The sequence below is a fragment of the Piscinibacter sp. PDB1-1 genome, from assembly GCF_056675995.1.
The window spans coordinates 603,446-624,221 of sequence record NZ_JBWVZJ010000002.1 but is presented as its reverse complement, the minus strand read 5'-3'; the positions used below and the strand labels follow the sequence as shown (position 1 = coordinate 624,221).

Here is a 20,776-nt window from a genome sequence, read left to right as displayed (position 1 = left end):
ATGAAGCTTCTCACCCGCTCCGCGTTGTGCCTTGCCGTGCTTGCCCTGTCGCAGGCCGCGCAGGCGCAGACCAATCCGCCCGCCGCCGCGGCTTCCGCGCCGGCTGCGCCGGTGGCACCCGCCAGCTTCTTCATCACCAGCGAAGGCCTGGGCAAGGGTGCCGACCTCGGCGGCCTGGCCGGTGCCGATGCGCATTGTCAGAAGCTCGCGGCCGCGACCACCGGCGCGGGCAAGACCTGGCGCGCCTACCTGAGCACGCAGGCCACGGCCGACAAGCCGGCGGTGAACGCGCGTGACCGCATCGGTAGCGGCCCCTGGCACAACACGCGCGGTGGTGTGGTCGCACGCGATCTCGCGCACCTGCACGGCGACACGATCGACGCGGCGCGCATCGGCAACAACCTCAGCTGGGCCACCGCCTTCAACGAGAAGAACGAGCAGGTCAAGCGCGCCGGCGACAAGCCCAACGAGCACGACATCCTCACCGGCTCGCAGCCCGATGGCCGCGCGTTCATCGACAACAGTGCCGACCGCACCTGCAAGAACTTCACGAGCTCGGGCGAGGGCGCCGCGCAGATCGGCCACTTCGATCGCACCGGCGGCGGCAACACCTCATGGAACTCGGCGCATGCCACGCGCGGCTGCAGCCAGGCCAACCTGGTGGCGACTGGCGGGGCGGGCCTCTTCTACTGCTTCGCGGTCGATTGAATCGTGAGGGTCGCAGCCCACGCGCCGAAGCTCGTGAACTGAACCTGCGATGGGTAGGTGCGGTGGGGAGTGGCGCTCACGTGCTGCTGCGCCGCATTGCGGGGTTTGGGCGCTCCGGTGGAGCGCCCTTTTTCTCGATCAGCGCGCCGGGGTGGACGCGCTGTCCCCGACCGGGAGACCGATCCGGCGCGCGGTGCGCTCTACGGCGTTGCCGGCGACTTCGGCGCCATGCTCGACGGCGCTCGCGGCCTTCGTGAGCCCGCGCTTGGTGGCGTCGTAACCGCGCTCGGCGCCGCGGGCCGTGGCTTTCGCTCCGCGCTCCACGCCACTGGCTGCAGCCTTGGCGCCGCGTTCGACACCGCTCGCCGCGGCCTTGGCACCCCGCTCCACACCACTGCCGGCCGCGACGGCACCACGCTCGACGCCGCTTGCGGCGGAGTCGACCACCGAGGGCTCGGCGGCCTGGGCGGCCAAGCTCATCGCTGCGAAGGACATCACGGCCGCAAGGCCGCGCGACAACTGGGACAACATCCGGATCTCCGTGGTTCTACTGCGTCGCCATGATAGCGACGCACTCTTGTCGGACAGGGGCAATCCGGATGCCCGGGCCGCGGCCCGGAGAGCCGGCTCAGCGCTGGAACTTCACATCGAGTGCGACTTGTACTTCCTCGGCACCGCCGGCCGAGCAGCGCATGCGCTTGATCGCGGCACCCACGTACTTGTGGTACTCCTTCGGCCCGGACACCGCGACCGCATCGACCACCTGCGTGCCGCGCACCTTGATCAGCGTGCGCACCGTACCGACGATGCCGACGCGGTCGAAGGCGTCCTCGAGCGTCTGCGCCAGCACCTGCTGGTAGCCGGGGCAGGCGAGGCTGATCTCCTGCTTCACGACAGCCGGTGGCGCGGGAGGCGCTGGCGGCGCGATAGGCTCCGGGGCAGGGGGCGGTTCGGCTTGCGTCGCCTGAATCACGGGTTCCGCCTGCACGACGAGGGGCGTGATGTCGGGCGGTGGCACATAGGCCGGGGGCGGCGGCTTCACCTTCGGTGCCTCGACCACCTTCTCGACCACCTTGGGCGGCGGCGGGGGCGGGGGTGGTGGAGGGGCCTCCGGCACGATGGCCATCTCGATCGGCTTCTTGATCACCTCGACCGCTTCGCGCGCCAGGCCCGAGGCCAGTGCCCAGGCCACGAGCACGTGCAGGCCGAGCACCACGGCCAGGCCGGTGCTGCGGCGCGAACCGCCCACGCCCGGCGGCGGCGCGCTGTACGAGAAGCTTGGGGAGAAGGGGGCGGGCGGCGGAAAGACGGCGCTCATGATGTGGGGTCCTCACTGATCGATGCTCATTGGTCGATGAACTGCTCGCTGCCGACCACGCCCATCTTGGTCAGGCCGTGCTGCTTGAGCGCGACCATCACCTCGACGAAGCTGTCGTAGCGCGAGAACTTGGCCGGGCTCACGTGCACCTCGGGTTGAGTCGCCTGTGCGGCGGCGGCTTGCAGCCGTGCCTGCAGCTCGTCGGAACGCTGCAGGGCTTCGCCGTTCCAGTACACAACGCTGTCGTTGGCGATGTCGATGCGCACCACGTCGGGCTTGGTCTCGCTCGGCGGCGGCGTGCCGACCGGCAGGGTGAGGTTGACCGCGTGCAGCTGGATGGGGATGGTGATGATCAGCATCACCAGCAGCACCAGCATCACGTCGATCAGCGGCGTGGTGTTGACGTCGAGAATGGGTTCGTCATTGCTGCCGCCTTCGCCGGCGGCGCTCACTTGCATGCCCATGGGATGCTCCGTGTGGGTTGAGTGGTGACGTCGTCGTCAGCCGCGAGCCGGCGGCTCGGTGATGAAGCCGAGCTTGGCGATTCCCGCGCGCTGGCAGGCGAGCACGATGCGGCCCACCGGCTCATAGCTCGCACGCAGGTCGCCGCGGATCTGTACCTCGGGCTGCGGGTCTTGCTGGGCCACTTGCTTGAGCCGTTCGAGCAGGGCCGTCTGGCCCTGCACCGGCGAGTTGAGCCAGTACACGCCGCCTTGCGCGTCGACGCTGATCACGATGTTCTCGGGCTTGGTCTCGCGCGCCTCGTTGCGGCGCTTGGGCAGGTCGACCGGCACCGAGAAGTTGACCACCGGGATGGTGATGAGAAAGATGATGAGCAGTACCAGCATGACGTCGACGAGCGGCGTCGTGTTGATGGCGGAGACGACGTCGTCGTCGGGATCGAGCTGGGCGAGGGACAAGGCCATGCGACGCTGCCTCTCAGGCCGGGCTCTGAGTGAGCAGGGCCGAGTGCAGGTCCTGTCCGAAGGCGCGCACCGAGTCGAGCGCGGCCTTGTTGCGGCGGACCAGCCAGTTGTAGCCGAGCACCGCCGGCACGGCGACCGCGAGGCCGATGGCCGTCATGATGAGTGCTTCGCCCACCGGCCCGGCGACCTTGTCGATCGAGGCCTGCCCTGCCGCGCCGATCGCCGTGAGTGCGTGATAGATGCCCCAGACCGTGCCGAAGAGCCCGACGAAGGGGGCGGTCGAGCCGACGGTGGCGAGAACGGCAAGTCCGTTCTGCAGGGATGCCTGGATGCGCTCGGTGGCGCGCAGGATTCCAAGCGTCACCCAGTCGTTGAGCGGCACGTGCTTGAGCAGGCCGGGGTGCTTGCCGGTGGCAACCAGCCCCGCTTCGGCAATGAAGCGGAATGCACTGTGCTTGTTCAACGCGTCGGCGCCCTCGCGTACCGATTCGGCATTCCAGAAGTTTCTGTTCGCGTCTTTCCCTGCGCGGTTGATGCGCGACTGCTCCACGAGCTTCGTGATGATCACGTACCAGCTCGCCACGCTCATCACCGCGAGCAGTGCAAGCACACCCTTGGCGACGAAGTCGCTTTGTGCCCACAGCGCGCCCAGGCCGTAGGGGCTGTCCGCGGGTGCGCCGGGTTGGGCCCAGGCGCTGGCGGCCCAGGCAAGGGTCGCGGCGGCGGCGGTGCGAAGGAGAAAGCGTTGTGTCCTCATTGGAATGCGATCTGGTTGTTGCGGTTCAGTCCAGTCTGGGCACGTGCACTCTCTGCGTGAACAAAGACTTTTGCAGATGGATATGCGAGTGCGCTGAAGTTGCTGCGCTCGCAGCAGAGAGTGCCCGGCTTGCCGTGAATGCAGCAGCGTGCGGCCTGGAACTGCACACGCGTCTCATGCGTGGCGCGTAAGCTGCGAGGTACCGCGAACCGATACGCAACGCTGGAGACCAAAGACATGCTGACCCTGTACTACGCCACCGCGACTTGCGCGTTGGCATCTCACATTGCACTCGAACAATCGGGTGCGAGCTACCAGGCCGTGCGCGTCGACTTCGCGCGTGGTGAGCAGACTTCGCCGGAGTACCTGCGAGTGAACCCCAAGGGGCGCGTCCCGGCGCTTGTCACGGAGCGCGGCACGCTCACGGAAACGCCCGCGATCCTTCAGTACATCGCGCAGACGCACCCGCTGTCGCGCCTCGCACCTCTCGACGACGCGTTCGAGCTCGCCCGCATGAATGCGTTCAACAGCTATCTGTGCAGTACGGTGCACGTGGCCCATGCGCACAAGCGGCGCGGGTCACGCTGGGCCGATGACCCGGTGGCGATCGCCGACATGACGCGCAAGGTCCCACAGACAATGGCCGCGTGCTTCGAGTTGATTGAACACGACATGCTGCAGGGCCCGTGGGTGCTCGGCGAGCAGATCAGCGTGAGCGACGCTTACCTCTTCACGCTTGCGTCCTGGCTCGAAGGTGATGGCGTGGACCCATCACGGTTTCCCAAGGTGGCGGATCACACGCGTCGGATGCAGGCGCTGCCTGCGGTCATCAACGTGCTGGCGTCCCAGGCCTGAGCCGCGCAGGAATCTCCCTCCGTTCCTGCGGAGAAGGGAATCTCGTCCTTCGTGTCTTCGTGCGCTCGTCGCTTGGTGCGACCTGTTGCGTCGCGCGGCGCGCATATGCAAAGGCGAAAACATCGTTTGGGTTGCGGGAACTTCGTCTCTATCGTCAGTCTTCACTTCTGAAGCGCGAAACCCGCACACCCACGCATGCCAGCCGATCAGCTCCTGACCTTTCCGGAATCCGCGTCGATGGCCTTGTCCATCCGGGCCAAGGCCTTGTTGTTTCACGACCCGCGCTCGGTGGCGCTGCTGGAGCAGGTCGAGCGCGTGGCTCGCAGTGAGGCCACCGTGCTCGTGATCGGCGAAACCGGGACCGGCAAGGAGTTGATTGCCCGTCATATCCACAAGCGCAGTGGCCGCAAGGGGCCTTTCGTCGCCGTCAATTGCGGCGCCTTCAGCGAGAACCTCGTCGACGCGGAGCTCTTCGGCCACGAAGCCGGCGCCTTTACGGGGGCGGCGCAGGCACGTGCGGGGTGGTTCGAGGCGGCCGAGGGCGGCACTCTGTTTCTTGACGAGATTGGCGATCTGCCGCTGGCATTGCAAGTGAAGCTGCTGCGAGTTCTGCAAGAGCGTCAGGTGGTACGCCTGGGCTCGCGCAGGCCGGTCGCGATCGACGTGCGACTTGTGGCGGCCACCAATGTGGAGCTGCATCACGCGGTACAGGCCCAGCGCTTTCGCGCCGACCTCTACTACCGGCTGAGCGTGGCTTCGGTGGTCTTGCCGCCGCTGCGTGAACGCCCGGGCGACGTCCTGCCGCTCGCGCGCCACTTTCTTGGCGTCTACGCGGGCAAGCTAGGAATCGACGCGCCGTCGCTGTCCGATGAAGCCCAGCAGGCTCTGCTCAGCTACACCTGGCCGGGCAACATTCGCGAGCTGGAGAACGTCATTCACTATGCGTTGATCGTGAGCCGCGACGGCCTCGTGCGCGCGAGCGACTTTCGGTTCGCGCCGGTCGGGCAGATCACGGTGCCCGCGGGTGTTGGCGATGCACGCGATGCTGCTGGCGCATCGAAAGCAAACACGCGCGATGCGGTGGCGGAACCTTTGGCCGCGCTCGAGCGTGCGATCGACAGCCTGCTCGACACGCGGTGCCCGCAGCTGTTCGAGCGCATCGAATCGCTGCTCGTGCGTTGCGCCTACGCACGCTGCCGGGACAATCAGGTGCAGACCGCCCGTCTGCTCGGTGTCACGCGCAATACCTTGCGCACTCTGCTCAAGCGCCACGGCCTGCTGGCGGGCCGGCAGGCAGAGGACGAGGCTGAACTGGCTCTGGCCGAAGGCTGACGTGTGACTGCACCCGGTGCGCTCGGCACCGGCGGCAGGTCACTGCGAAAGATGGAGCGACCGCGCGAGTGCGCGCAGCCCGTCTGCCAGCGACTGCCGCTGAGGGGCTGCGGCCACGGCGCTGACGGGAAGCTGCGCCTGCTGCGCTGGCGTCGCTGCGCGCTGTGGTCGTGCCTGCTGCGCGTTGAGGTTGACCCCCAGCAACCATGACGATGTCGACGCCAGCAGCCAAGCCAGCACCACGAATACGCCCACGCCGGCTACGGTGAAGATGATCAGCAAGGCGCCGTGCACCCATTGGTCGCTGAGCAGGGCGAAGGCAATCGCGGCTGCCGCGGCGACCACGCCGGAGCGCGCGCTGCCAGTGCCGCCGAGCAGGCCGCCGATGGCCAGCGCGTAGCAACCGACGAACAGCCACGCCAGCATCATCTGGGCGAAGCCGAGGTGTTTCAACGTGCTGAGGATCCCTTCCATGTGTTGCAGGATAGAAGGAACCTGTGTCAAAAGGTTGTCAGAAAACGCCGCGTCTTGAGGGGGTCCCCCCTTAGCCTAGGGATGGAAGGGTGTGCGAATTGAAACAGGGTCACCTGCATTGCTCCGCCCTGGAGCAAATCGACCCCGGTGATAGATTGCACGACCATGCCGAGCCGAAAAACTGTTGCTGCCGCGCCGCGCCTGTCTTCGGCAGATCGCCACACTCAGATCATGGATAGCGCCACGGCGCTGATTCTTCAGCGCGGCATCCTGCACTGCACGCTCGAAGAAGTGGCACAGGCGGCGGGCATCAGCAAGGCGCTGATCTATCGCCACTTCTCCAGCCGCGACGAACTCCTGCAGGCACTTCTCGAGCGCGAGTTCGCCATCTTGCGCGGGCGCGGTCTCGGCGCTTTCGCGCCGGATGCGTCGTTCGAGAGCATCGTGCGCGAGACGACCGAGAAGGCCTTCGACTACCTGCACGAGCGCGGCAGCATCTTGCGCGAGTTGTTCGGCGACCGCGGCACGGCGCAACTGCTGCAGGTGCGCGATCGCGAGGAGCGCATGCACAGCACGCGCTTCTTCGTCGAGAAGTCGATGCGCACGTTTCATGTGCCGGCCGACGTGGCCGAGATCGTCGCGGTGATCACCATCAACTCGCCGGCCGCGGCGGCGCGCGGCCTGCGCAAGTTCGGCCTCGACCCGCGCCGCAGTGCCGAGGTCTGGTCGGAGTTCATCCTCGGCGGGTGGCAGGCGCTCGCGCATCGCTACGGCGAGCCGGCAACGGTGGAGCGCGAACTGCCCAAACTGGCCCGGACCACACCCCGCAAACGCCAGCTCCGAGGCTGATCCCCAAACAAACCCGTTGATGCAATGCAGCGAAGGGAATCCCCTCGTGTGGAGACGCCCGCCTGGTTTGTAGACTGTTTGTCTACAAGCTGCCATGCCGCAGGCAAATCAAGAGATTCAGGCGAGTCAGAGGTGTGTTTGGGGTATGCGAGCGAGGCCGGGTGGAGAGACCGGCTGCATGTTTGATGGGGCTTCGGCCCCATCTTTTTTGGTGCAAGCACTCGCAGGGCACGCGCCGGCCGCCGTGCAGTTTGCACAACCTGTCACGTTTGCCCCGGTTTATTGGACGGCTGTGCCGCGCAGCGGAACGCCGGGCACTCAAGGCCAGGCGAGTGCGCCCGATACATGAGGTGAACCTTCGCCTTGTGGGCCATGCTCAAACTCGTTTTCAACTCTTGGCGGTCTCTCTCGGCCAGCACGCGCCTGTACGCCCTTGCCTGTGGCGTCGCGGGCAGCCTGCTGGCCGGCTTGGGCTGCGCCACCTGGTGGACGCTGGAGAAGGCTCACGCGAGCAGCGTGCAGTTCGCCCACAGCGAGGTCGACAGCGCGGCCCAGCGGCTGAGCGATCGCGTCCAAAGGCTTCTCGACGAGGTGAACCGCACGGCCATCCTGGTCGAGCAGCACCGTGAACTCGACGGCACGGCCGACCTCGTGACGCTCGAAGCGCACGGCCTGCTGGCGCCCGTAGGCCGCATCTCGGTGGCGGTGGTCGACGCCTCCGGCCGTGTGATCTCCAAGACCGACGCCTGCGGCGCCGTGCCAGAGAGCGCCCTGTTTGTGGAGGAGCAGCAGCACCTTCTGGCAGCACGCGCTCGCGCGGGGCTGGCCGTGGGGCAACCCGTATTCGACGAGGCTGCGCAGCACTGGCACGTGCCGGCGGCGCGCGCCCTGCAGCGCCCCGACGGCAGCTTCGCAGGCGCCGTCCTGCTGGCCTTCGATGCCGCCCGCCTCACCGAGAACTTCGTCGTCAATGGACGGCCCGGCAACTTGGTCGGCGTGCTGGGCGGCGACGGCATCTACCGCTCGCGGCTGGCGGGGGATACGCAGACCTCGGGTGACCTGATCGATGGCGACCGCATGGTGCGCCTGTCGAACCAGATGGACCGCAGCATGGCGCCCGCACCCACGCCGTCGGATGGCGTGGTGCGCTTCACCGCCGTGCGCGCTGTGCCTGGCCACGACCTCTACGCCATGGTGGCCGTACCGGCATCCACCTCGATGGCGGGCTACGAGGCCTTGCGCCGCAACACGCTAACGGCAGCCGCTGCGGCTGCGCTGGTGATCCTGATCGTGGCGGTGCTGCTCACGCGCCAGACGCGCAGGCTGCGCCGCTCCATGGGCGAGAAGGAGCAGGCCGAGTTGCGTCTCTTCCACGAGAAAGAGCTGCTGGAAGTGACGCTGCGCTCCATCGTCGACGGCGTGGCGACCACCAACCTCCAGGGCCACGTCACTTACCTGAACCCGGCCGCTGAAGAGATGACAGGCTGGTCGATGACCGACGCGCTGGGCCGCCCGCTCGGCGACGTGGCCAGCCTGGTCCACCCGCATACGCGCGAGCGGCTGGGCTTCGGGCTCGAAGATCTGGCGCGCGGCGGTGCGCAGGCGCGCGCCCCGCGCGATTCGGTGCTCTTGCACCGCAACGGCTCGCCGCGATCCATCGAAGATTCGGCCACGCCCATACTCGATCGCCAGGGCGCTGCGGCCGGTGCCGTGCTCGTCTTCCACGACGTGAGCCCGGCCAAGAAGCTCGCCGCCGAGATGTCGTACCAGGCCACGCACGATCTGCTGACCGGCCTCGTCAATCGGGCCGCGTTCGAGCTGCGCGTCGACGCCGCGCTCGCGTCCGATGAAGCGGCTGCAAGCGGCGTGGTGATGCTGCTCGACCTCGATCAGTTCAAGGTCGTCAACGACACCTGCGGCCATGCGGCTGGTGACCAACTGCTCAAGCAGGTGACCGAGCTGCTCGCGCAAGAGATCCGCAAACAGGACACGCTGGCGCGCCTGGGCGGTGACGAGTTCGGCGTGCTGCTCGAGTCCTGTCCGATCGAGCCTGCCCTGCGCGTGGCCGAGGCCATGCGCCGCGCGGTCAGTGAACTGCACTTCGTGTGGGAGGGGCGCAGCTTCCAGCTCAGCGTGAGCATCGGCCTCGTGCCCTTCAAGGCGCACCAGTACTCTCGCTCCGACCTCATGCGCGTGGCCGACTCGTCGTGCTACGTGGCCAAGGAAGGCGGGCGCAACCGCGTTCACGTGTACGACGAGGCCGACACCGCCGTCGCCCACCGCAACGGCGAGCTGGACTGGTTCTCGCGGCTTCAGCGTGCGCTCGCCGAAGACCGCTTCGTGCTGTACGCGCAACGCATCGCATCCATCCAGGAGAGCGGCGGCGGCTACGAGAGCGTCGAGGTGCTGATCCGCCTGCAGGACGACAACGGCCAGATCGTCGCGCCGATGGCCTTCATCCCGGCCGCCGAACGCTATGGCCTGATGCCTTCGATCGACCGCTGGGTGATCAGCAAGGCGCTGGCGATGCACGCGGGCTTTGCGCGGCAGTGCCGGCTGCCGGCGCGCTTCAGCATCAACCTCTCGGGTGCCTCGATGGCCGATGCGACGCTGGTCGATTTCGTGCGGCAGGAGCTGCGCCGTCATCGTGTCGCCCCGCAGCTCGTTTGCTTCGAGATCACCGAAACCGCGGCGGTCGGCAACTTCGACGTGGCCGTGAAGCTGATGCACGGCCTGCGCGAGCTGGGCTGCCGCTTCGCGCTGGATGACTTCGGCGCCGGCATGTCGTCTTTCACTTACCTGAAGCGCCTGCCGGTGGATTACGTGAAGATCGACGGCGCCTTCGTGAAGGACATGTCGAGCGACGCGGTCGACTTCGCGATGGTCGAGGCGATCCACAAGATCGCGCACCGCATGGGCCTGCGCACGGTGGCCGAGTTCGTGCAGAACGACACCACCATCGAGATGCTTCGTGGCCTGGGCGTCGACTACGTGCAGGGCTGGGGCGTCGAGAAGCCGCGCCCGCTGGGTGATGCGCTCGTGGGCGACGGGGCTACGCAGCCGGCAGCTGCGCAGCGCCTCGTGTCCGCCTGACGCGCAGGGTAGGCGCAGTCCCACATCGAAACACGGTGCGGCGCACTGGCCGCAACCGGGGTGGGGCTCCTAGGATCGTTTCACGTCGCGCATTCATCGCGCCGCATTGTTGAAGCGAGGCTCCCATGGCCACTACTGCCTCTCGCGCCCTCTGGAAGGGCGCCATCAGTTTCGGGCTGGTCCACATCCCGGTCAGCCTGCATTCGGCCGCCAGCGAGAGCGGGGTCGACTTCGACTGGCTCGACAAGCGCAGCATGGACCCGGTGGGGTACAAGCGCATCAACAAGCGCACCGGCAAGGAGATCGACAAGAGCAACATCGTCAAGGGCGTGGCCTATGGCGATGGCAAGTACGTGGTGCTGAGCCCCGAAGAGATCGAGGCGGTGTACCCGCGCTCCACGCAGTCGATCGACATCGAGGCGTTCGTGCCCGCCAGCGAGATCCCGTTCGTGTACTTGGATCGCCCGTATTACCTCGCCCCCATCGGGAAGGGCGAGAAGGTCTACGCCCTGCTTCGCGAAGCGATGCTGAAGAAGGGCTGCGTGGGCTTGGCGCGCGTGGTGATCCAGACCAAGGAGCACCTGGCCGCGCTGGTGCCGGCCGGGCCGGCGCTGGTGCTCAACCTGCTGCGCTGGGGCGCCGACATCCGCACCTGGGAAGACCTGCGCCTGCCCAAGGAAGGCATCAAGGCAGCCGGGCTGAATGAGCGCGAGCTCGGCATGGCGGGCCAGTTGATCGACGAGCTGACGACGCACTGGCACCCCGAGAAGTTCAGCGACCGGTTCAAGGACCAGGTGATGGCGCTGGTGGAGAAGAAGGCCCGCGCCGGCGACACCGAGACCGTGCTGCAGCCCGAAGAGGAATCACCGGGCCAGGCCACGGCCGACGTCATCGACCTCACCCAGTTGCTGCGCCAGAGCCTGCGCGGCAAGGCTGCGGACAAGCCGGCCGCGAAATCCCCACAGCGGGCGGCCGCCAAAGCACAGGCCAAGGCGACCGCCCGCACGGTGGCGAAGAAGAAGCGCGCCGCCTGAGTCGAATACGCTATGGGCACGAGCAACCTCGCCGCCTACCAGCGCAAGCGCGATTTCCGCCACACGCCGGAGCCACGCGGCGAGGTGCGGAGCTCGGCCGGCGAATTGAGCTTCGTCGTGCAGAAGCACACCGCGCGGCGCCTGCACTACGACTTTCGCCTCGAACTCGATGGCACGCTCAAGAGCTGGGCCGTACCCAAGGGGCCGAGCCTCGATCCGCACGACAAGCGCATGGCGGTCGAGGTCGAAGACCACCCGCTGTCTTACGGCAACTTCGAAGGTGTGATCCCCGAAGGGCACTACGGTGCCGGCTCGGTGATCGTGTGGGACCGCGGCACGTGGGCGCCGATCGGCGATGCGCGTGCGGGCTACCGGGCCGGCAAGCTGAAGTTCGAGTTGCACGGCCACAAGCTGCACGGTGCCTTCACGCTGGTGCGCATGCGCAAGCGAGACGACGAGCGCCAGACCGCGTGGCTTCTCATCAAGGAGCACGATGACGCGGCCCGCGAGGCCGCCGAGTACGACGTGGTCGAGGCGTTGCCAGACAGCGTGATGAAGGCCCCGCCAGCATCGAAGCCGCGCGAGGCGGGCGGCGTGGCAACAAAGCTCACACCAGTACGCCGTGGCGTGCGCAGCGGGGGTGATCGTGTCGCGCTGCCGCTGTCGCTTTCCCCCGAGCTCGCCACGCTGGTCAGCGAGGTGCCGCGTGACGCGGGCTGGCTCTACGAGATCAAGTTCGATGGCTACCGCTTGCTCACGCGCATCGAGGGCGACGACGTGCGCTGCTTCACTCGCAACGGCCACGACTGGACACACCGCCTGCCGCAGCTTGTCGAGAAGATCCGCGCGCTGAAGATTGCCTCGGGCTGGCTCGATGGCGAGATCGTGGTGGCGGGCGAGAACGGGGTGCCCGATTTCCAGGCCCTGCAGAACGCCTTTGACGCGCAGCGCACACAGGCGATCCAGTACTTCGTGTTCGACATGCCCTTCCATGACGGGCAGGACCTGCGCGAGCTGCCGCTTCACGAGCGCCGGGACCGGCTGGCCGCATGGGTGGGCCAGCGCAAGGGCGACGCCGTGCAGTTCAGTGCGGCATTCGACGAAGACCCGAAGCGGCTCTTGGCATCGGCACGCGAAGCCGGGCTCGAAGGCTTGATCGGCAAGCGCGCCGATTCGCCGTACCGCGGTCGGCGCAGCACCGACTGGGTCAAGCTGAAGATCGCCGCGCGCCAGGAGTTCGTGATCGGGGGCTATACCGACCCGCAAGGCATGCGTGGCGGCCTGGGTTCGCTGCTGCTGGGCGTGCACGACGAACACGGCCAATTGCGTTACGCGGGCAACGTGGGCAGCGGCTTCGACCAGCGCACCTTGATGGCGCTGCGCACGCAGCTCGACGCGATCGAGACCGGCAAGCCGCCGTTCGTCGACGCGCCGAGCCGCGTCGGCACCACCAGGCGTGTCACCCCGCATTGGGTGAAACCCAAGCTGGTTGCCGAGGTGTCGTTCGCGCAGTGGACGAAGGGCGGTCATGTGCGGCACGCCGTGTTCCATGGGCTGCGCAGCGACAAGCCGCCGGCCCGCATCACCAAAGAGGAGGCCCTGGACGTGAACGACTCTCCTGCCGCGGCCACGTTGCCGCCGAAGTTCCGCGTGACTCACCCCGAGCGGGTGATCGATGCGCAAAGCAAGCTCAGCAAGGGCGCGCTGGTCGCCTACTACGCGCAGGTGGCCGCGCTGATGCTCCCGCACCTGCGCCAGCGGCCCGCGTCGCTGCTGCGCGCGCCCGAGGGCGTGGCCGGCGAGCAGTTCTTCCAGAAGCATGCCGAGGGCAGGGCGCTTGCCAACGTGCAGGTGCTCGACCGCAAGCTCGACCCCGAGCACGCGCCGCTGCTTGCCATCACGAACACGCTGGGGTTGCTCTCGGCCGCGCAGATGAACGTGATCGAGTTCCATACGTGGAACGCAAGCACGCGCGCCATCGGCAAGCCCGACCGCATGGTGTTCGATCTCGACCCTGGCGAAGGCGTGAGCTGGGCGCATGTGCGTGAAGGAACGCAGCTGCTGAAGGCCTTTTTAGACGAGCTGGGCTTGGCGAGCTTTCTCAAGACCAGCGGTGGCAAGGGCTTGCATGTGGTGGTACCGCTCACGCCGCGCTTCGACTGGGACACGGTAAAGGCCTGCTCGCAGACCATCGTGGCGCACATGGCCGAAGTGATCCCGCAGCGTTTCGTGGCCAAGAGCGGGCCGAAGAACCGTGTGGGCCGCATCTACGTCGATTACCTGCGCAACGGGTGGGGTGCCACCACCGTGGCGGCCTGGTCGGCCCGCGCGCGGCCGGGTATGGGCATCTCGGTGCCGCTGGCGTGGGATGAGCTCGACGACTTGCGCAGCGCTGCGCAGTGGACCGTGCTCACGGTGGGCGAGCGCCTGTCCATCGGCAACGCGCCGTGGGAAGGCTATGCCGCAGCGCGCCAAAGCCTCGTCAAGCCCATGAAGGCGCTGGGTTTCGACTGGAAGAAGAAGGCGGCGGCATGAGCGCGGCACCCGCCTCGGGACGAGCGCCGGGCCGCGCCAAGGCAGCACCCAAGCTCATGCGTGCCTCGAATGACGTGACCAACGACCTCGGCGACCACATGGCACCCGACGGCCTCGTGTATGTGAGTGACGCCATGCCGGGCATTCGGCGCGTGCGCCGCGGCGAGAGCTTCCAGTACCGCCGCCCGGATGGCCGCGCGCTGCGCGATGCGCGCGAGTTGCTGCGAATCCGCCAGCTGGCCATCCCGCCGGCCTACGAAGAGGTTTGGATCTGCCCCGAACCGCAAGGCCACCTGCAGGCCACCGGGCGCGATGCGCGCGGGCGCAAGCAGTACCGCTATCACCCCGATTGGCGCGAGGCGCGCGATGCCACCAAGTTCGAGCGCATGCGCGAGTTCGGCCTGGCGCTGCCGCGCATCCGCGCCAAGGTTCAGCGCGACATCGCGGCCCCGCTGGGGAGCCGCACGTCGGTGCTCGCCGCACTGGTGCGCTTGCTCGACACCACGCTCGTTCGCATCGGCAACGACGAGTACGCGCGAAGCAATGGCTCCTTCGGACTCACCACGCTGCGCAACCGTCATGCGGCCGTGCAGGGCAGCCGGCTGCGTCTGCGCTTTCGCGGCAAGAGTGGTGTGTGGCATGAGGTCGCGCTCGACGACCCGCGCGTCGCCCGCGTCGTGCGCGCCTGTCAGGCGATGCCGGGGCAGGACCTCTTCCAGTACCAGGATGAATCCGGCGACATGCACTGCGTGGGTTCGACCGAGGTCAACGCCTATCTGCGCGAGTTGAGTGGCGACGAGTTCACCGCCAAGGACTTCCGCACCTGGCATGCGAGCGTGCATGCCTTGCAACTGCTATGCGGCCTGCAGCATCCCGGTCCGGTGAGCCGCCGTGCTGTCAACGAGGTCCTGCGCCAAGTGGCAAGCCGGCTCGGCAATACGCTGGCCGTGTGCCGCAAGTCGTACGTCCATCCGGGTTTGCTGGATGCGGCCAGCCAAGGGGGCATGGGCGAATGGGGCCGTTGCGCCTCCAAGCGCCGGCGCGGGCTCAGTGTGTACGAGTGCCGCTTGATTGCCTTTCTGCCCGATGCGCCGTGATGTGCGGGCGCAGGCTTCCACTGCAGCGGCCTGAAAAGCACAGGCGAAAAAAAGCGGGCCGCTGGGGCCCGCTCATCATGGGTCTCGCCGGATCAGGCAGTGACCGGTGTGGTCGTCGAACCCGACTTGCGGGCCGCGGTGGCTTCTTCGGCTTCCTTGCAGGATGGGGCGCACACATGCTGCGCCTTGCCCAGCAGGCGCCGGGTCTTCAGGGTGTTGCGGGGGCGATGCTTGCCGCACAGAAAACATGACATGGTCCCGGCTTGGAAGTCGCCAGCGCTGGCGAACGGAGAGCCGCCCTCCTTGGTCTTGTAGCGCAGGCCGTCTGCCTGGATCTTCGTTTTGACGATGTCTTTTGCCAAAGTGCTTTCCTCAATCTTTGGAAATCGCGCTCGTCAGCGCGGATTCCGGTGCCGCAAAAGGTAGATAGTGACACGAAGCGGGCGTTTGGTGTTGGAAAGAGTGAAATGCCCGGATGGTTATCCACACCAACGGCTGCGTTCCAGCGCACTGATACAAGCTTCCGCGTGATATTACAATAAGAATGATTCCTATTTAGCCTCTCATTCGCCCACCGTTGCTGCGCGTGGCTCATGTGCAGGCGCACACGGCGAACGGGTATGGCGTTGATCTGGGGTGGGGCGAGCGGTGTCGGGCCGCTGTGCGGTGTGAGGCGGGTGTGGGCGCTGCTCGTCGGTTCGAGCCTGCTGGCCTGCGCTGGCAGCCCGATGGCCTCCGTGCCCGCCATTCCGGCGGTCCCCCGCCTGTCGGCCGCGCCGCTCGTCGACGGCCAACCAGACGATCCGATCTGGCAGGAGGCGACGCTCTTCGACGGTTTCCTCCAAGCCACGCCTCACGCGGGCCGCCCTGCGAGCCAACGCACGGAGCTTCGCCTCGGCCACGACGGGCAGACGCTGTACATCTCAGTACGAGCCACCGAGCGCGACCCCTCGCGCCTCGTTGCGCAGCAGATGCGACGCGACATCGCGGCGATCGAGTTCGACGATCACGTGCTGATCGTTCTGGATGTGGAAGGACAGGGGCGCAATGGCTTCGCCCTCCTGGTCAACCCCAACGGCACGCAGCGCGACAGCCTGGTCTTCGACGGCAGCCGCCTGCGTGACGACTGGGACGGCCTGTGGCACAGCGAAGCGCGTGTCGACGATGCCGGCTGGACGGCAGAGATCGCCATTCCTCTGGCCTCTCTGGGCGTGCGACCCGGCGCCGCGGCCACCTGGCGCTTCAATGCCGAGCGCTGGATGTCGGCCGAGCAGCAGCGAGTGCGCTTGGCCTATGCCGGTGCCGACAAGGAAGTGAGCACGCTCACCGAGGCACTGCCGCTCGTCGGCGCCGTGCCCGACTCGGCTGGCCTGGGCTTGCGCGTCAAGCCATCGGTGCGCATCACGCATCGCGATATCGATGGTGTGCGTCGCACGCGCCTGGAACCCGGGCTCGAACTGTTCCATCAATCCGAAGGCGGCTTGCGTACGACGGCCGCCTTCAACGTCGACTTCGGCGAGGCCGAGGCTGACGAGCGCGTGGTCAACATCACCCGCTTCCCCTTGTTCGTGCCGGAGAAGCGTGAGTTCTTCCTGCGCGATGCCGGGCGCTTCAGCTTTGGCGGGCTGGAGGACTCGACCCTGCCGTTCTTCTCGCGCCGCGTGGGCATCGGTGAAGACGGCGAAGTGTTGGATCTGGAGGCCGGGCTCAAGCTCGCCGGCACCGCCGCCGGGATCGAGTTCGGTGCGCTCGGCGCGCAGGTCGCGCCCGGCGAGCTGCCGGGGCAGCAGCGCGCGCAGGTCGGCGTGGTGCGCGCGGCGCGCGGCCTGGGCGATCACGGGCGGCTGGGCGTGATCGCCACCGCCGGGAACCCGCAGGGCACCGGCGGCAGCCACCTCTGGGGCGTGGACGGGCAGTGGCGCGACACCCGCGTCTTCGGTTCGCGCACCTTGGAGCTCAACGCGTGGATGCAGCAATCGTCCAACGATGGCTTGGGCAGCGGCCGCGCGATCGGCGCCAGCCTGGACTATCCCAACGAAGGCCTGACCGGCATGCTCGCGCTGCAGCGGGTGGACGAGAGTTTCCTGCCGGCGCTGGGCTTCCTGGCCGAGGCAGGCGTGGCGCGTGCGGAAGGAAGCGTCGGGTGGTGGCACCTCACCGAGTCCGGCGGGCATGTGCTGCCGGGAATGGACTTTGCGCTGCGCCGCCGCCTCGACGGCAGCGAGCGCTCGGTGCAGATCAATCCCGAGGTCGAGTTGATGAATGCCGCCGGTGACTTCCTGCTGCCCGAGATCTTCTTCGACGAGGACCGGCTCGCGAGCGGATACGAGTTGCTGCCGGGCGTCCAGCTCCCGGCCGGCCACTATCGTTGGCACTCGTTCTACCTGGTGGGCGAGACCTCGCCTGCCCGCGTGCTGTCAATCAGCGGTGACTGGCGCCACGGCGGCTTCTACGACGGGACACGGCGCGATCTCAACGGAGCGCTGACTTGGCGGCCCAACAGGCACTGGCTGGTCAAGGGCGGCGCGGGCCGAAACGACATCGAGCTTGCCAGCGGCCGCTTCGTCGTCAACACGCGACTGGCACGCGTGGAGTACGTGCCGACAAACCGGCTCTCCAGCACCGCGCTCGTGCAATGGGACAACGTCTCGCGCGAGCTCGGCGCGATGTTGCGGGTGCGCTGGGCGTGGGCCCACGGCCGCGAATGGCTGCTTGCGCTCGACCACAGCTACATCGACGCCGACACTGGCTTGCCGCGCGCGAGCCGCAGCACCTCTGCCACCATCAAATGGGTCTGGAACTTCGACGTCTGATCTCTCGGCGCAAGACCTGCATCGCCGCGGTGCGGCTGAATTGACGCACGCGCCCTGCGGGCGCATGCTGGCCGGCCGAGGAGACAGCCATGAACAAGCACATTCGTCTGTGGTGCCTGGCGTCCTGTCTGGTCATCGCGCCACCGCTTGCGGCCGAGCCTGCGGCGGGGAAGAAGCCGCGCCGCGCCGCCGTGCCCACCGTGATCGAGAACTGCGCCAGCCGCGATGCCACGCTCAGCTTCCACGCTGGCGAAGACGGCACGCTGCTCGATGAAGTCGACCGCTTCCTCGTGGCCAGCGAGATCGTGCGGCGCTTCCCGATGATCGAGCGCGACGGGTATTACCCGACAGCCATCGCCTTGTGGCGCCGCAAGCAGGGCGACTGGGTCTTCGCCACCTTGATCAAGCGCAGCGAGCCGCCGCATGCGCTGTGTTTCTCCGCGAATGTGTCGGCCGGCGCGCTGCCCATCGGGCCGGCGATGGCCAGGAAGTACTTCGGCGTCACCGTGACGGCTCCGGCCACCCCTGGCGAGCGGGGCATCTGAGTTCGGTGCAACAGCCGGCGGTTACCTGTCCGCGCCAGGGCGCTCTCAGAATGCGCCCGAGCGCAATTGACTTCAGCCGAGCTTGCTCGGCGGGCAGAGGATGCCCATGAAGATCGGCCGCACGAACACCTCGGACACGTTGTCCTGCGAGGCGCCGGGCATCCAGTGCCCGAGGCTCGACGCCGAGTTGACCAGCCCGCTGGCCACCTGGGCCGTGATCACCGGATGCAATGGCCGGATCGAGCCGTCGGCGATGCCGTCGACCACCACACCGGCAAAGCGCTCGTTGAGACGGCTCATGGTGCGGCGGATCTCGGAGCGCCGGGCCGGGTCGGAAAGAGCGCTGGTCGCGCCCTGGCGCAGCAGCGGGCCTTCGGGCGAAAGCTGAAAGCGCGCCAAGGCGCGCGAGGCGGCGCAGGCGCGATCCCAGGCACTGCCCTCGATCGTGGCCGACAGGCTCAGCACACGGCGGATCACCGCGAAGGTGCGCTCGAAGCAGGCCGAGATCAGGTCTTCTTTGTTGTCGTTGTGGTGATAGAACGAACCCTTGGTCACGTTGAGCTGGGCAGAGATCATGTCGACCGAGGCGCCGCGGTAGCCCTGCTCGTTGACGAGCGTCGAGGCCGCGCGCAGAAAGGCCTCCGAGGGCGCATCGGCGTCGCTCGTGAGCTGCCAGTTCAACTCGGCGGCGGTGGGCACGCTCCACTTCGAGCGCGGGCCGGCACTGCCGTGGATCAGGATGTCGCTCACGCGCTCGCCCACGCGCTCGTACTCGTCGGTTTCGTAGCGATCGATCCAGCCGCGGACCCAGTGCGCCACCGACAGCACGGCGTAAGTGCGGGCGGCCAGGTCGGCGCGGCCGAGCTGTGCCGTCTGCGGGCCGCGCAGCATCTCGCGCAGGCGCCTGAACATCTCGTTGTAGGCGGCGGACACCTGCTCGAAGTGCGAGCCCGGCAGGGCGCGCATGTCGTTGAACTGCAGCATGGGCGGCTGCGTGCCGCGGTCAATCTCGGCCAGCATCGCCGAGTGAAGGCGGAAGAACTCGCGCACCCGAGCCTCCACGCTGTTCTCGCGCGCGGCACGCTCGATGAGCTGGCGGAAGGCGTCGATCGATCTCAGGAAGCAGGCAGTCGCCAGGTCTTCCTTCTTGCGGTAGTAATACGTGACGCTGTTGGTGACCAGGCCCACGCTGCTGGCAATGTCGGCGAGCGTCGCGCCCTTCACGCCGTGCTGGTTGAACAGGTTGGCCGCCGCGTTGAGGATGGCGTCGCGCTTCTCCTGGAAGCGCTGGGTCTGGGCGGGCTGCGCTGCGGGCATCTGCAACGGGGAGGGTTTGCGGGCGGGCATCGGTGGGCGGCGAATTATGCCGACAGCCCGGGCCGCTATGCGGCGCGCGTTGAAACCGGCATGCGCACCGGCGCCGACTGCGCCTGCCCTTGCGTATGCAGGTGGCAGGCCACGGCGCGGTCGGCTCCCATGTCGAGCAGCGCCGGGTCTTGTGTCTTGCACACGTCCATGGCTTCGGGGCAGCGCGGGTGGAAGCGGCAGCCCGAAGGCGGGCGCAGCGCGCTGGGCACTTCGCCCGTGACGACCACGCGCGGGCGCTGGGCCTCGATCTCAGGGTCGGCCACCGGCACGGCGGACATCAGCGCACGGGTGTAGGGGTGCAAAGGGCGTTGGTACAGGTCTTCCTTGGAAGCGATCTCGACGATACGGCCGAGGTACATCACCGCGATGCGGTGGCTGATGTGGCGCACCACGGCCAGGTCATGCGCGATGAAGAGGTAGGACAGGCCGAGCCGCTGCTGCAGTTCGACCAGCACGTTCACCACCTGCGCCTGGATGGACACGTCGAGCGCCGACACCGGCTCGTCGCAGATGATGAGGCTGGGCTCCAGGGCGAGCGCGCGTGCGATGGCGATGCGCTGGCGCTGGCCGCCCGAGAACTCGTGCGGATAGCGGTCGGCCATGTCGGGCAGCAGGCCCACGGTGCTGAGCAATTCGGCCACGCGGGCGCGGCGCTGGGCGGCGTCGCCGATCTTGTAGACCTCAAGCGGCTCGCTCACGATGTCGGCCACCGTCATGCGCGGGTTGAGCGAACCGTACGGGTCCTGGTAGACCATCTGCATGCGCCGGCGGAAGCGCCCGGTGCGCTTGTCTTGCGCGGTGATGTCGTCACCTTCAAACACCACCCGGCCCGAGGTGATGTCGAGCATGCGCAATACGGCCAGGCCGGTGGTCGACTTGCCGCAGCCGGATTCACCGACGAGCCCGAGCGTCTCTCCGCGGCGCAGCGTGAACGACACGCCATCCACCGCCTTCACGGCGCCGACCTGCTTGCGCATCACGGCGCCCGAGAACACCGGGAAGTGGACCTTCAGGTTCTCGACGCGCAACAGCGCGTCGCCTGGGCTGGAGAGAGGGGTAGCGCTCATGGGCA

General features: G+C 67.6%; 19 protein-coding genes. 10 read left to right on the top strand and 9 right to left on the bottom strand.

The features are described from left to right. Positions 1-708, top strand: a complete 708-nt coding sequence (locus AC1KAR_RS14540) for a lectin (RefSeq protein WP_480318879.1) — start codon at positions 1-3, stop codon at positions 706-708. A gap of 138 nt (positions 709-846) precedes the next feature. Here AC1KAR_RS14540 and AC1KAR_RS14535 read toward each other — a convergent pair whose 3' ends face one another. The 5 genes from AC1KAR_RS14535 to AC1KAR_RS14515 all read right to left on the bottom strand — a co-directional run bounded on the left by AC1KAR_RS14535 (position 847) and on the right by AC1KAR_RS14515 (position 3,709). Further along, the gene (locus tag AC1KAR_RS14535; RefSeq protein ID WP_480318877.1) at positions 847-1,239 is read right to left on the bottom strand and encodes a hypothetical protein; all 393 of its coding nucleotides are present in this window, start codon (positions 1,237-1,239) and stop codon (positions 847-849) included. Positions 1,240-1,336: 97 nt separating this feature from the next. Further along, positions 1,337-2,026 carry an energy transducer TonB gene (locus AC1KAR_RS14530; RefSeq protein ID WP_480318875.1) on the bottom strand — a complete coding sequence of 230 codons (690 nt, stop codon included), beginning with the start codon at positions 2,024-2,026 and terminating at the stop codon, positions 1,337-1,339. A gap of 26 nt (positions 2,027-2,052) precedes the next feature. After that, a complete protein-coding gene (locus AC1KAR_RS14525) occupies positions 2,053-2,490 on the bottom strand; it encodes an ExbD/TolR family protein (protein ID WP_480318874.1) in 438 nt (145 codons plus the stop codon). A 36-nt stretch (positions 2,491-2,526) separates the two neighbouring features. After that, the gene (locus AC1KAR_RS14520; protein WP_480318872.1) at positions 2,527-2,952 is read right to left on the bottom strand and encodes an ExbD/TolR family protein; all 426 of its coding nucleotides are present in this window, start codon (positions 2,950-2,952) and stop codon (positions 2,527-2,529) included. Between the two features lie 13 nt (positions 2,953-2,965). Further along, positions 2,966-3,709 (bottom strand): MotA/TolQ/ExbB proton channel family protein, encoded by a 744-nt coding sequence (locus AC1KAR_RS14515; protein ID WP_480318870.1) that lies wholly within the window; start codon positions 3,707-3,709, stop codon positions 2,966-2,968. 237 nt (positions 3,710-3,946) lie between these two features. On the opposite strand from AC1KAR_RS14515, the gene AC1KAR_RS14510 reads away from it, so the two are divergent. Both AC1KAR_RS14510 and AC1KAR_RS14505 read left to right on the top strand, forming a co-directional pair. Beyond that, positions 3,947-4,564: a glutathione S-transferase family protein gene (locus AC1KAR_RS14510; RefSeq protein ID WP_480318868.1), complete on the top strand. Its 618-nt coding sequence runs from the start codon at positions 3,947-3,949 to the stop codon at positions 4,562-4,564. A 195-nt stretch (positions 4,565-4,759) separates the two neighbouring features. Continuing rightward, entirely contained in the window at positions 4,760-5,896 is a 1,137-nt protein-coding gene (locus AC1KAR_RS14505; RefSeq protein ID WP_480318866.1) for a sigma-54 interaction domain-containing protein, read from the top strand. A gap of 39 nt (positions 5,897-5,935) precedes the next feature. On the opposite strand, the gene AC1KAR_RS14500 is transcribed toward AC1KAR_RS14505, so the two are convergent. Next, on the bottom strand, positions 5,936-6,370 hold the full coding sequence (locus AC1KAR_RS14500; protein ID WP_480318864.1) for a hypothetical protein: 435 nt from the start codon (positions 6,368-6,370) through the stop codon (positions 5,936-5,938). 231 nt (positions 6,371-6,601) lie between these two features. On the opposite strand from AC1KAR_RS14500, the gene AC1KAR_RS14495 reads away from it, so the two are divergent. The 5 genes from AC1KAR_RS14495 (at position 6,602) to AC1KAR_RS14475 (ending at position 14,978) form a co-directional block, all read left to right on the top strand. Continuing rightward, entirely contained in the window at positions 6,602-7,219 is a 618-nt protein-coding gene (locus tag AC1KAR_RS14495) for a TetR/AcrR family transcriptional regulator (protein ID WP_480318862.1), read from the top strand. Positions 7,220-7,591: 372 nt separating this feature from the next. After that, positions 7,592-10,312 carry an EAL domain-containing protein gene (locus tag AC1KAR_RS14490; RefSeq protein WP_480318860.1) on the top strand — a complete coding sequence of 907 codons (2,721 nt, stop codon included), beginning with the start codon at positions 7,592-7,594 and terminating at the stop codon, positions 10,310-10,312. Between the two features lie 125 nt (positions 10,313-10,437). Further along, positions 10,438-11,346 (top strand): non-homologous end joining protein Ku, encoded by a 909-nt coding sequence (gene ku / locus AC1KAR_RS14485; RefSeq protein WP_480318858.1) that lies wholly within the window; start codon positions 10,438-10,440, stop codon positions 11,344-11,346. Positions 11,347-11,358: 12 nt separating this feature from the next. Beyond that, complete coding sequence (gene ligD / locus AC1KAR_RS14480) at positions 11,359-13,881, top strand: DNA ligase D (RefSeq protein WP_480318856.1); 2,523 nt, start codon at positions 11,359-11,361, stop codon at positions 13,879-13,881. 56 nt (positions 13,882-13,937) lie between these two features. Further along, on the top strand, positions 13,938-14,978 hold the full coding sequence (locus AC1KAR_RS14475; RefSeq protein ID WP_480319436.1) for a DNA topoisomerase IB: 1,041 nt from the start codon (positions 13,938-13,940) through the stop codon (positions 14,976-14,978). Positions 14,979-15,070: 92 nt separating this feature from the next. Here the strand turns inward: AC1KAR_RS14475 and AC1KAR_RS14470 are convergent, their stop codons facing one another. Then, positions 15,071-15,340: a hypothetical protein gene (locus AC1KAR_RS14470; protein ID WP_480318854.1), complete on the bottom strand. Its 270-nt coding sequence runs from the start codon at positions 15,338-15,340 to the stop codon at positions 15,071-15,073. Positions 15,341-15,598: 258 nt separating this feature from the next. Here AC1KAR_RS14470 and AC1KAR_RS14465 point away from each other — a divergent pair, with 258 nt between their 5' ends. Both AC1KAR_RS14465 and AC1KAR_RS14460 read left to right on the top strand, forming a co-directional pair. Further along, positions 15,599-17,791 (top strand): carbohydrate binding family 9 domain-containing protein, encoded by a 2,193-nt coding sequence (locus tag AC1KAR_RS14465; protein ID WP_480318852.1) that lies wholly within the window; start codon positions 15,599-15,601, stop codon positions 17,789-17,791. Positions 17,792-17,880: 89 nt separating this feature from the next. Further along, positions 17,881-18,336, top strand: coding sequence for a hypothetical protein (locus AC1KAR_RS14460; RefSeq protein WP_480318850.1), 456 nt, complete (start codon positions 17,881-17,883; stop codon positions 18,334-18,336). Between the two features lie 72 nt (positions 18,337-18,408). On the opposite strand, the gene AC1KAR_RS14455 is transcribed toward AC1KAR_RS14460, so the two are convergent. Both AC1KAR_RS14455 and AC1KAR_RS14450 read right to left on the bottom strand, forming a co-directional pair. Next, positions 18,409-19,683: a TetR/AcrR family transcriptional regulator gene (locus AC1KAR_RS14455; RefSeq protein WP_480318848.1), complete on the bottom strand. Its 1,275-nt coding sequence runs from the start codon at positions 19,681-19,683 to the stop codon at positions 18,409-18,411. Positions 19,684-19,718: 35 nt separating this feature from the next. Beyond that, positions 19,719-20,771, bottom strand: coding sequence for an ABC transporter ATP-binding protein (locus AC1KAR_RS14450; protein WP_480318846.1), 1,053 nt, complete (start codon positions 20,769-20,771; stop codon positions 19,719-19,721). Positions 20,772-20,776 lie beyond the last annotated feature (5 nt).

What these genes read in the sequence shown, in the direction of transcription:
- AC1KAR_RS14540 (WP_480318879.1), top strand. Translation starts at nt 1, where the DNA reads ATGAAGCTTCTCACCCGCTCCGCGTTGTGCCTTGCCGTGCTTGCCCTG.
- AC1KAR_RS14535 (WP_480318877.1), bottom strand. Translation starts at nt 1,239, where the DNA reads ATGTTGTCCCAGTTGTCGCGCGGCCTTGCGGCCGTGATGTCCTTCGCA.
- AC1KAR_RS14530 (WP_480318875.1), bottom strand. Translation starts at nt 2,026, where the DNA reads ATGAGCGCCGTCTTTCCGCCGCCCGCCCCCTTCTCCCCAAGCTTCTCG.
- AC1KAR_RS14525 (WP_480318874.1), bottom strand. Translation starts at nt 2,490, where the DNA reads ATGGGCATGCAAGTGAGCGCCGCCGGCGAAGGCGGCAGCAATGACGAA.
- AC1KAR_RS14520 (WP_480318872.1), bottom strand. Translation starts at nt 2,952, where the DNA reads ATGGCCTTGTCCCTCGCCCAGCTCGATCCCGACGACGACGTCGTCTCC.
- AC1KAR_RS14515 (WP_480318870.1), bottom strand. Translation starts at nt 3,709, where the DNA reads ATGAGGACACAACGCTTTCTCCTTCGCACCGCCGCCGCCGCGACCCTT.
- AC1KAR_RS14510 (WP_480318868.1), top strand. Translation starts at nt 3,947, where the DNA reads ATGCTGACCCTGTACTACGCCACCGCGACTTGCGCGTTGGCATCTCAC.
- AC1KAR_RS14505 (WP_480318866.1), top strand. Translation starts at nt 4,760, where the DNA reads ATGCCAGCCGATCAGCTCCTGACCTTTCCGGAATCCGCGTCGATGGCC.
- AC1KAR_RS14500 (WP_480318864.1), bottom strand. Translation starts at nt 6,370, where the DNA reads ATGGAAGGGATCCTCAGCACGTTGAAACACCTCGGCTTCGCCCAGATG.
- AC1KAR_RS14495 (WP_480318862.1), top strand. Translation starts at nt 6,602, where the DNA reads ATGGATAGCGCCACGGCGCTGATTCTTCAGCGCGGCATCCTGCACTGC.
- AC1KAR_RS14490 (WP_480318860.1), top strand. Translation starts at nt 7,592, where the DNA reads ATGCTCAAACTCGTTTTCAACTCTTGGCGGTCTCTCTCGGCCAGCACG.
- ku (WP_480318858.1), top strand. Translation starts at nt 10,438, where the DNA reads ATGGCCACTACTGCCTCTCGCGCCCTCTGGAAGGGCGCCATCAGTTTC.
- ligD (WP_480318856.1), top strand. Translation starts at nt 11,359, where the DNA reads ATGGGCACGAGCAACCTCGCCGCCTACCAGCGCAAGCGCGATTTCCGC.
- AC1KAR_RS14475 (WP_480319436.1), top strand. Translation starts at nt 13,938, where the DNA reads ATGCGTGCCTCGAATGACGTGACCAACGACCTCGGCGACCACATGGCA.
- AC1KAR_RS14465 (WP_480318852.1), top strand. Translation starts at nt 15,599, where the DNA reads ATGGCGTTGATCTGGGGTGGGGCGAGCGGTGTCGGGCCGCTGTGCGGT.
- AC1KAR_RS14460 (WP_480318850.1), top strand. Translation starts at nt 17,881, where the DNA reads ATGAACAAGCACATTCGTCTGTGGTGCCTGGCGTCCTGTCTGGTCATC.
- AC1KAR_RS14455 (WP_480318848.1), bottom strand. Translation starts at nt 19,683, where the DNA reads ATGCCCGCCCGCAAACCCTCCCCGTTGCAGATGCCCGCAGCGCAGCCC.
- AC1KAR_RS14450 (WP_480318846.1), bottom strand. Translation starts at nt 20,771, where the DNA reads ATGAGCGCTACCCCTCTCTCCAGCCCAGGCGACGCGCTGTTGCGCGTC.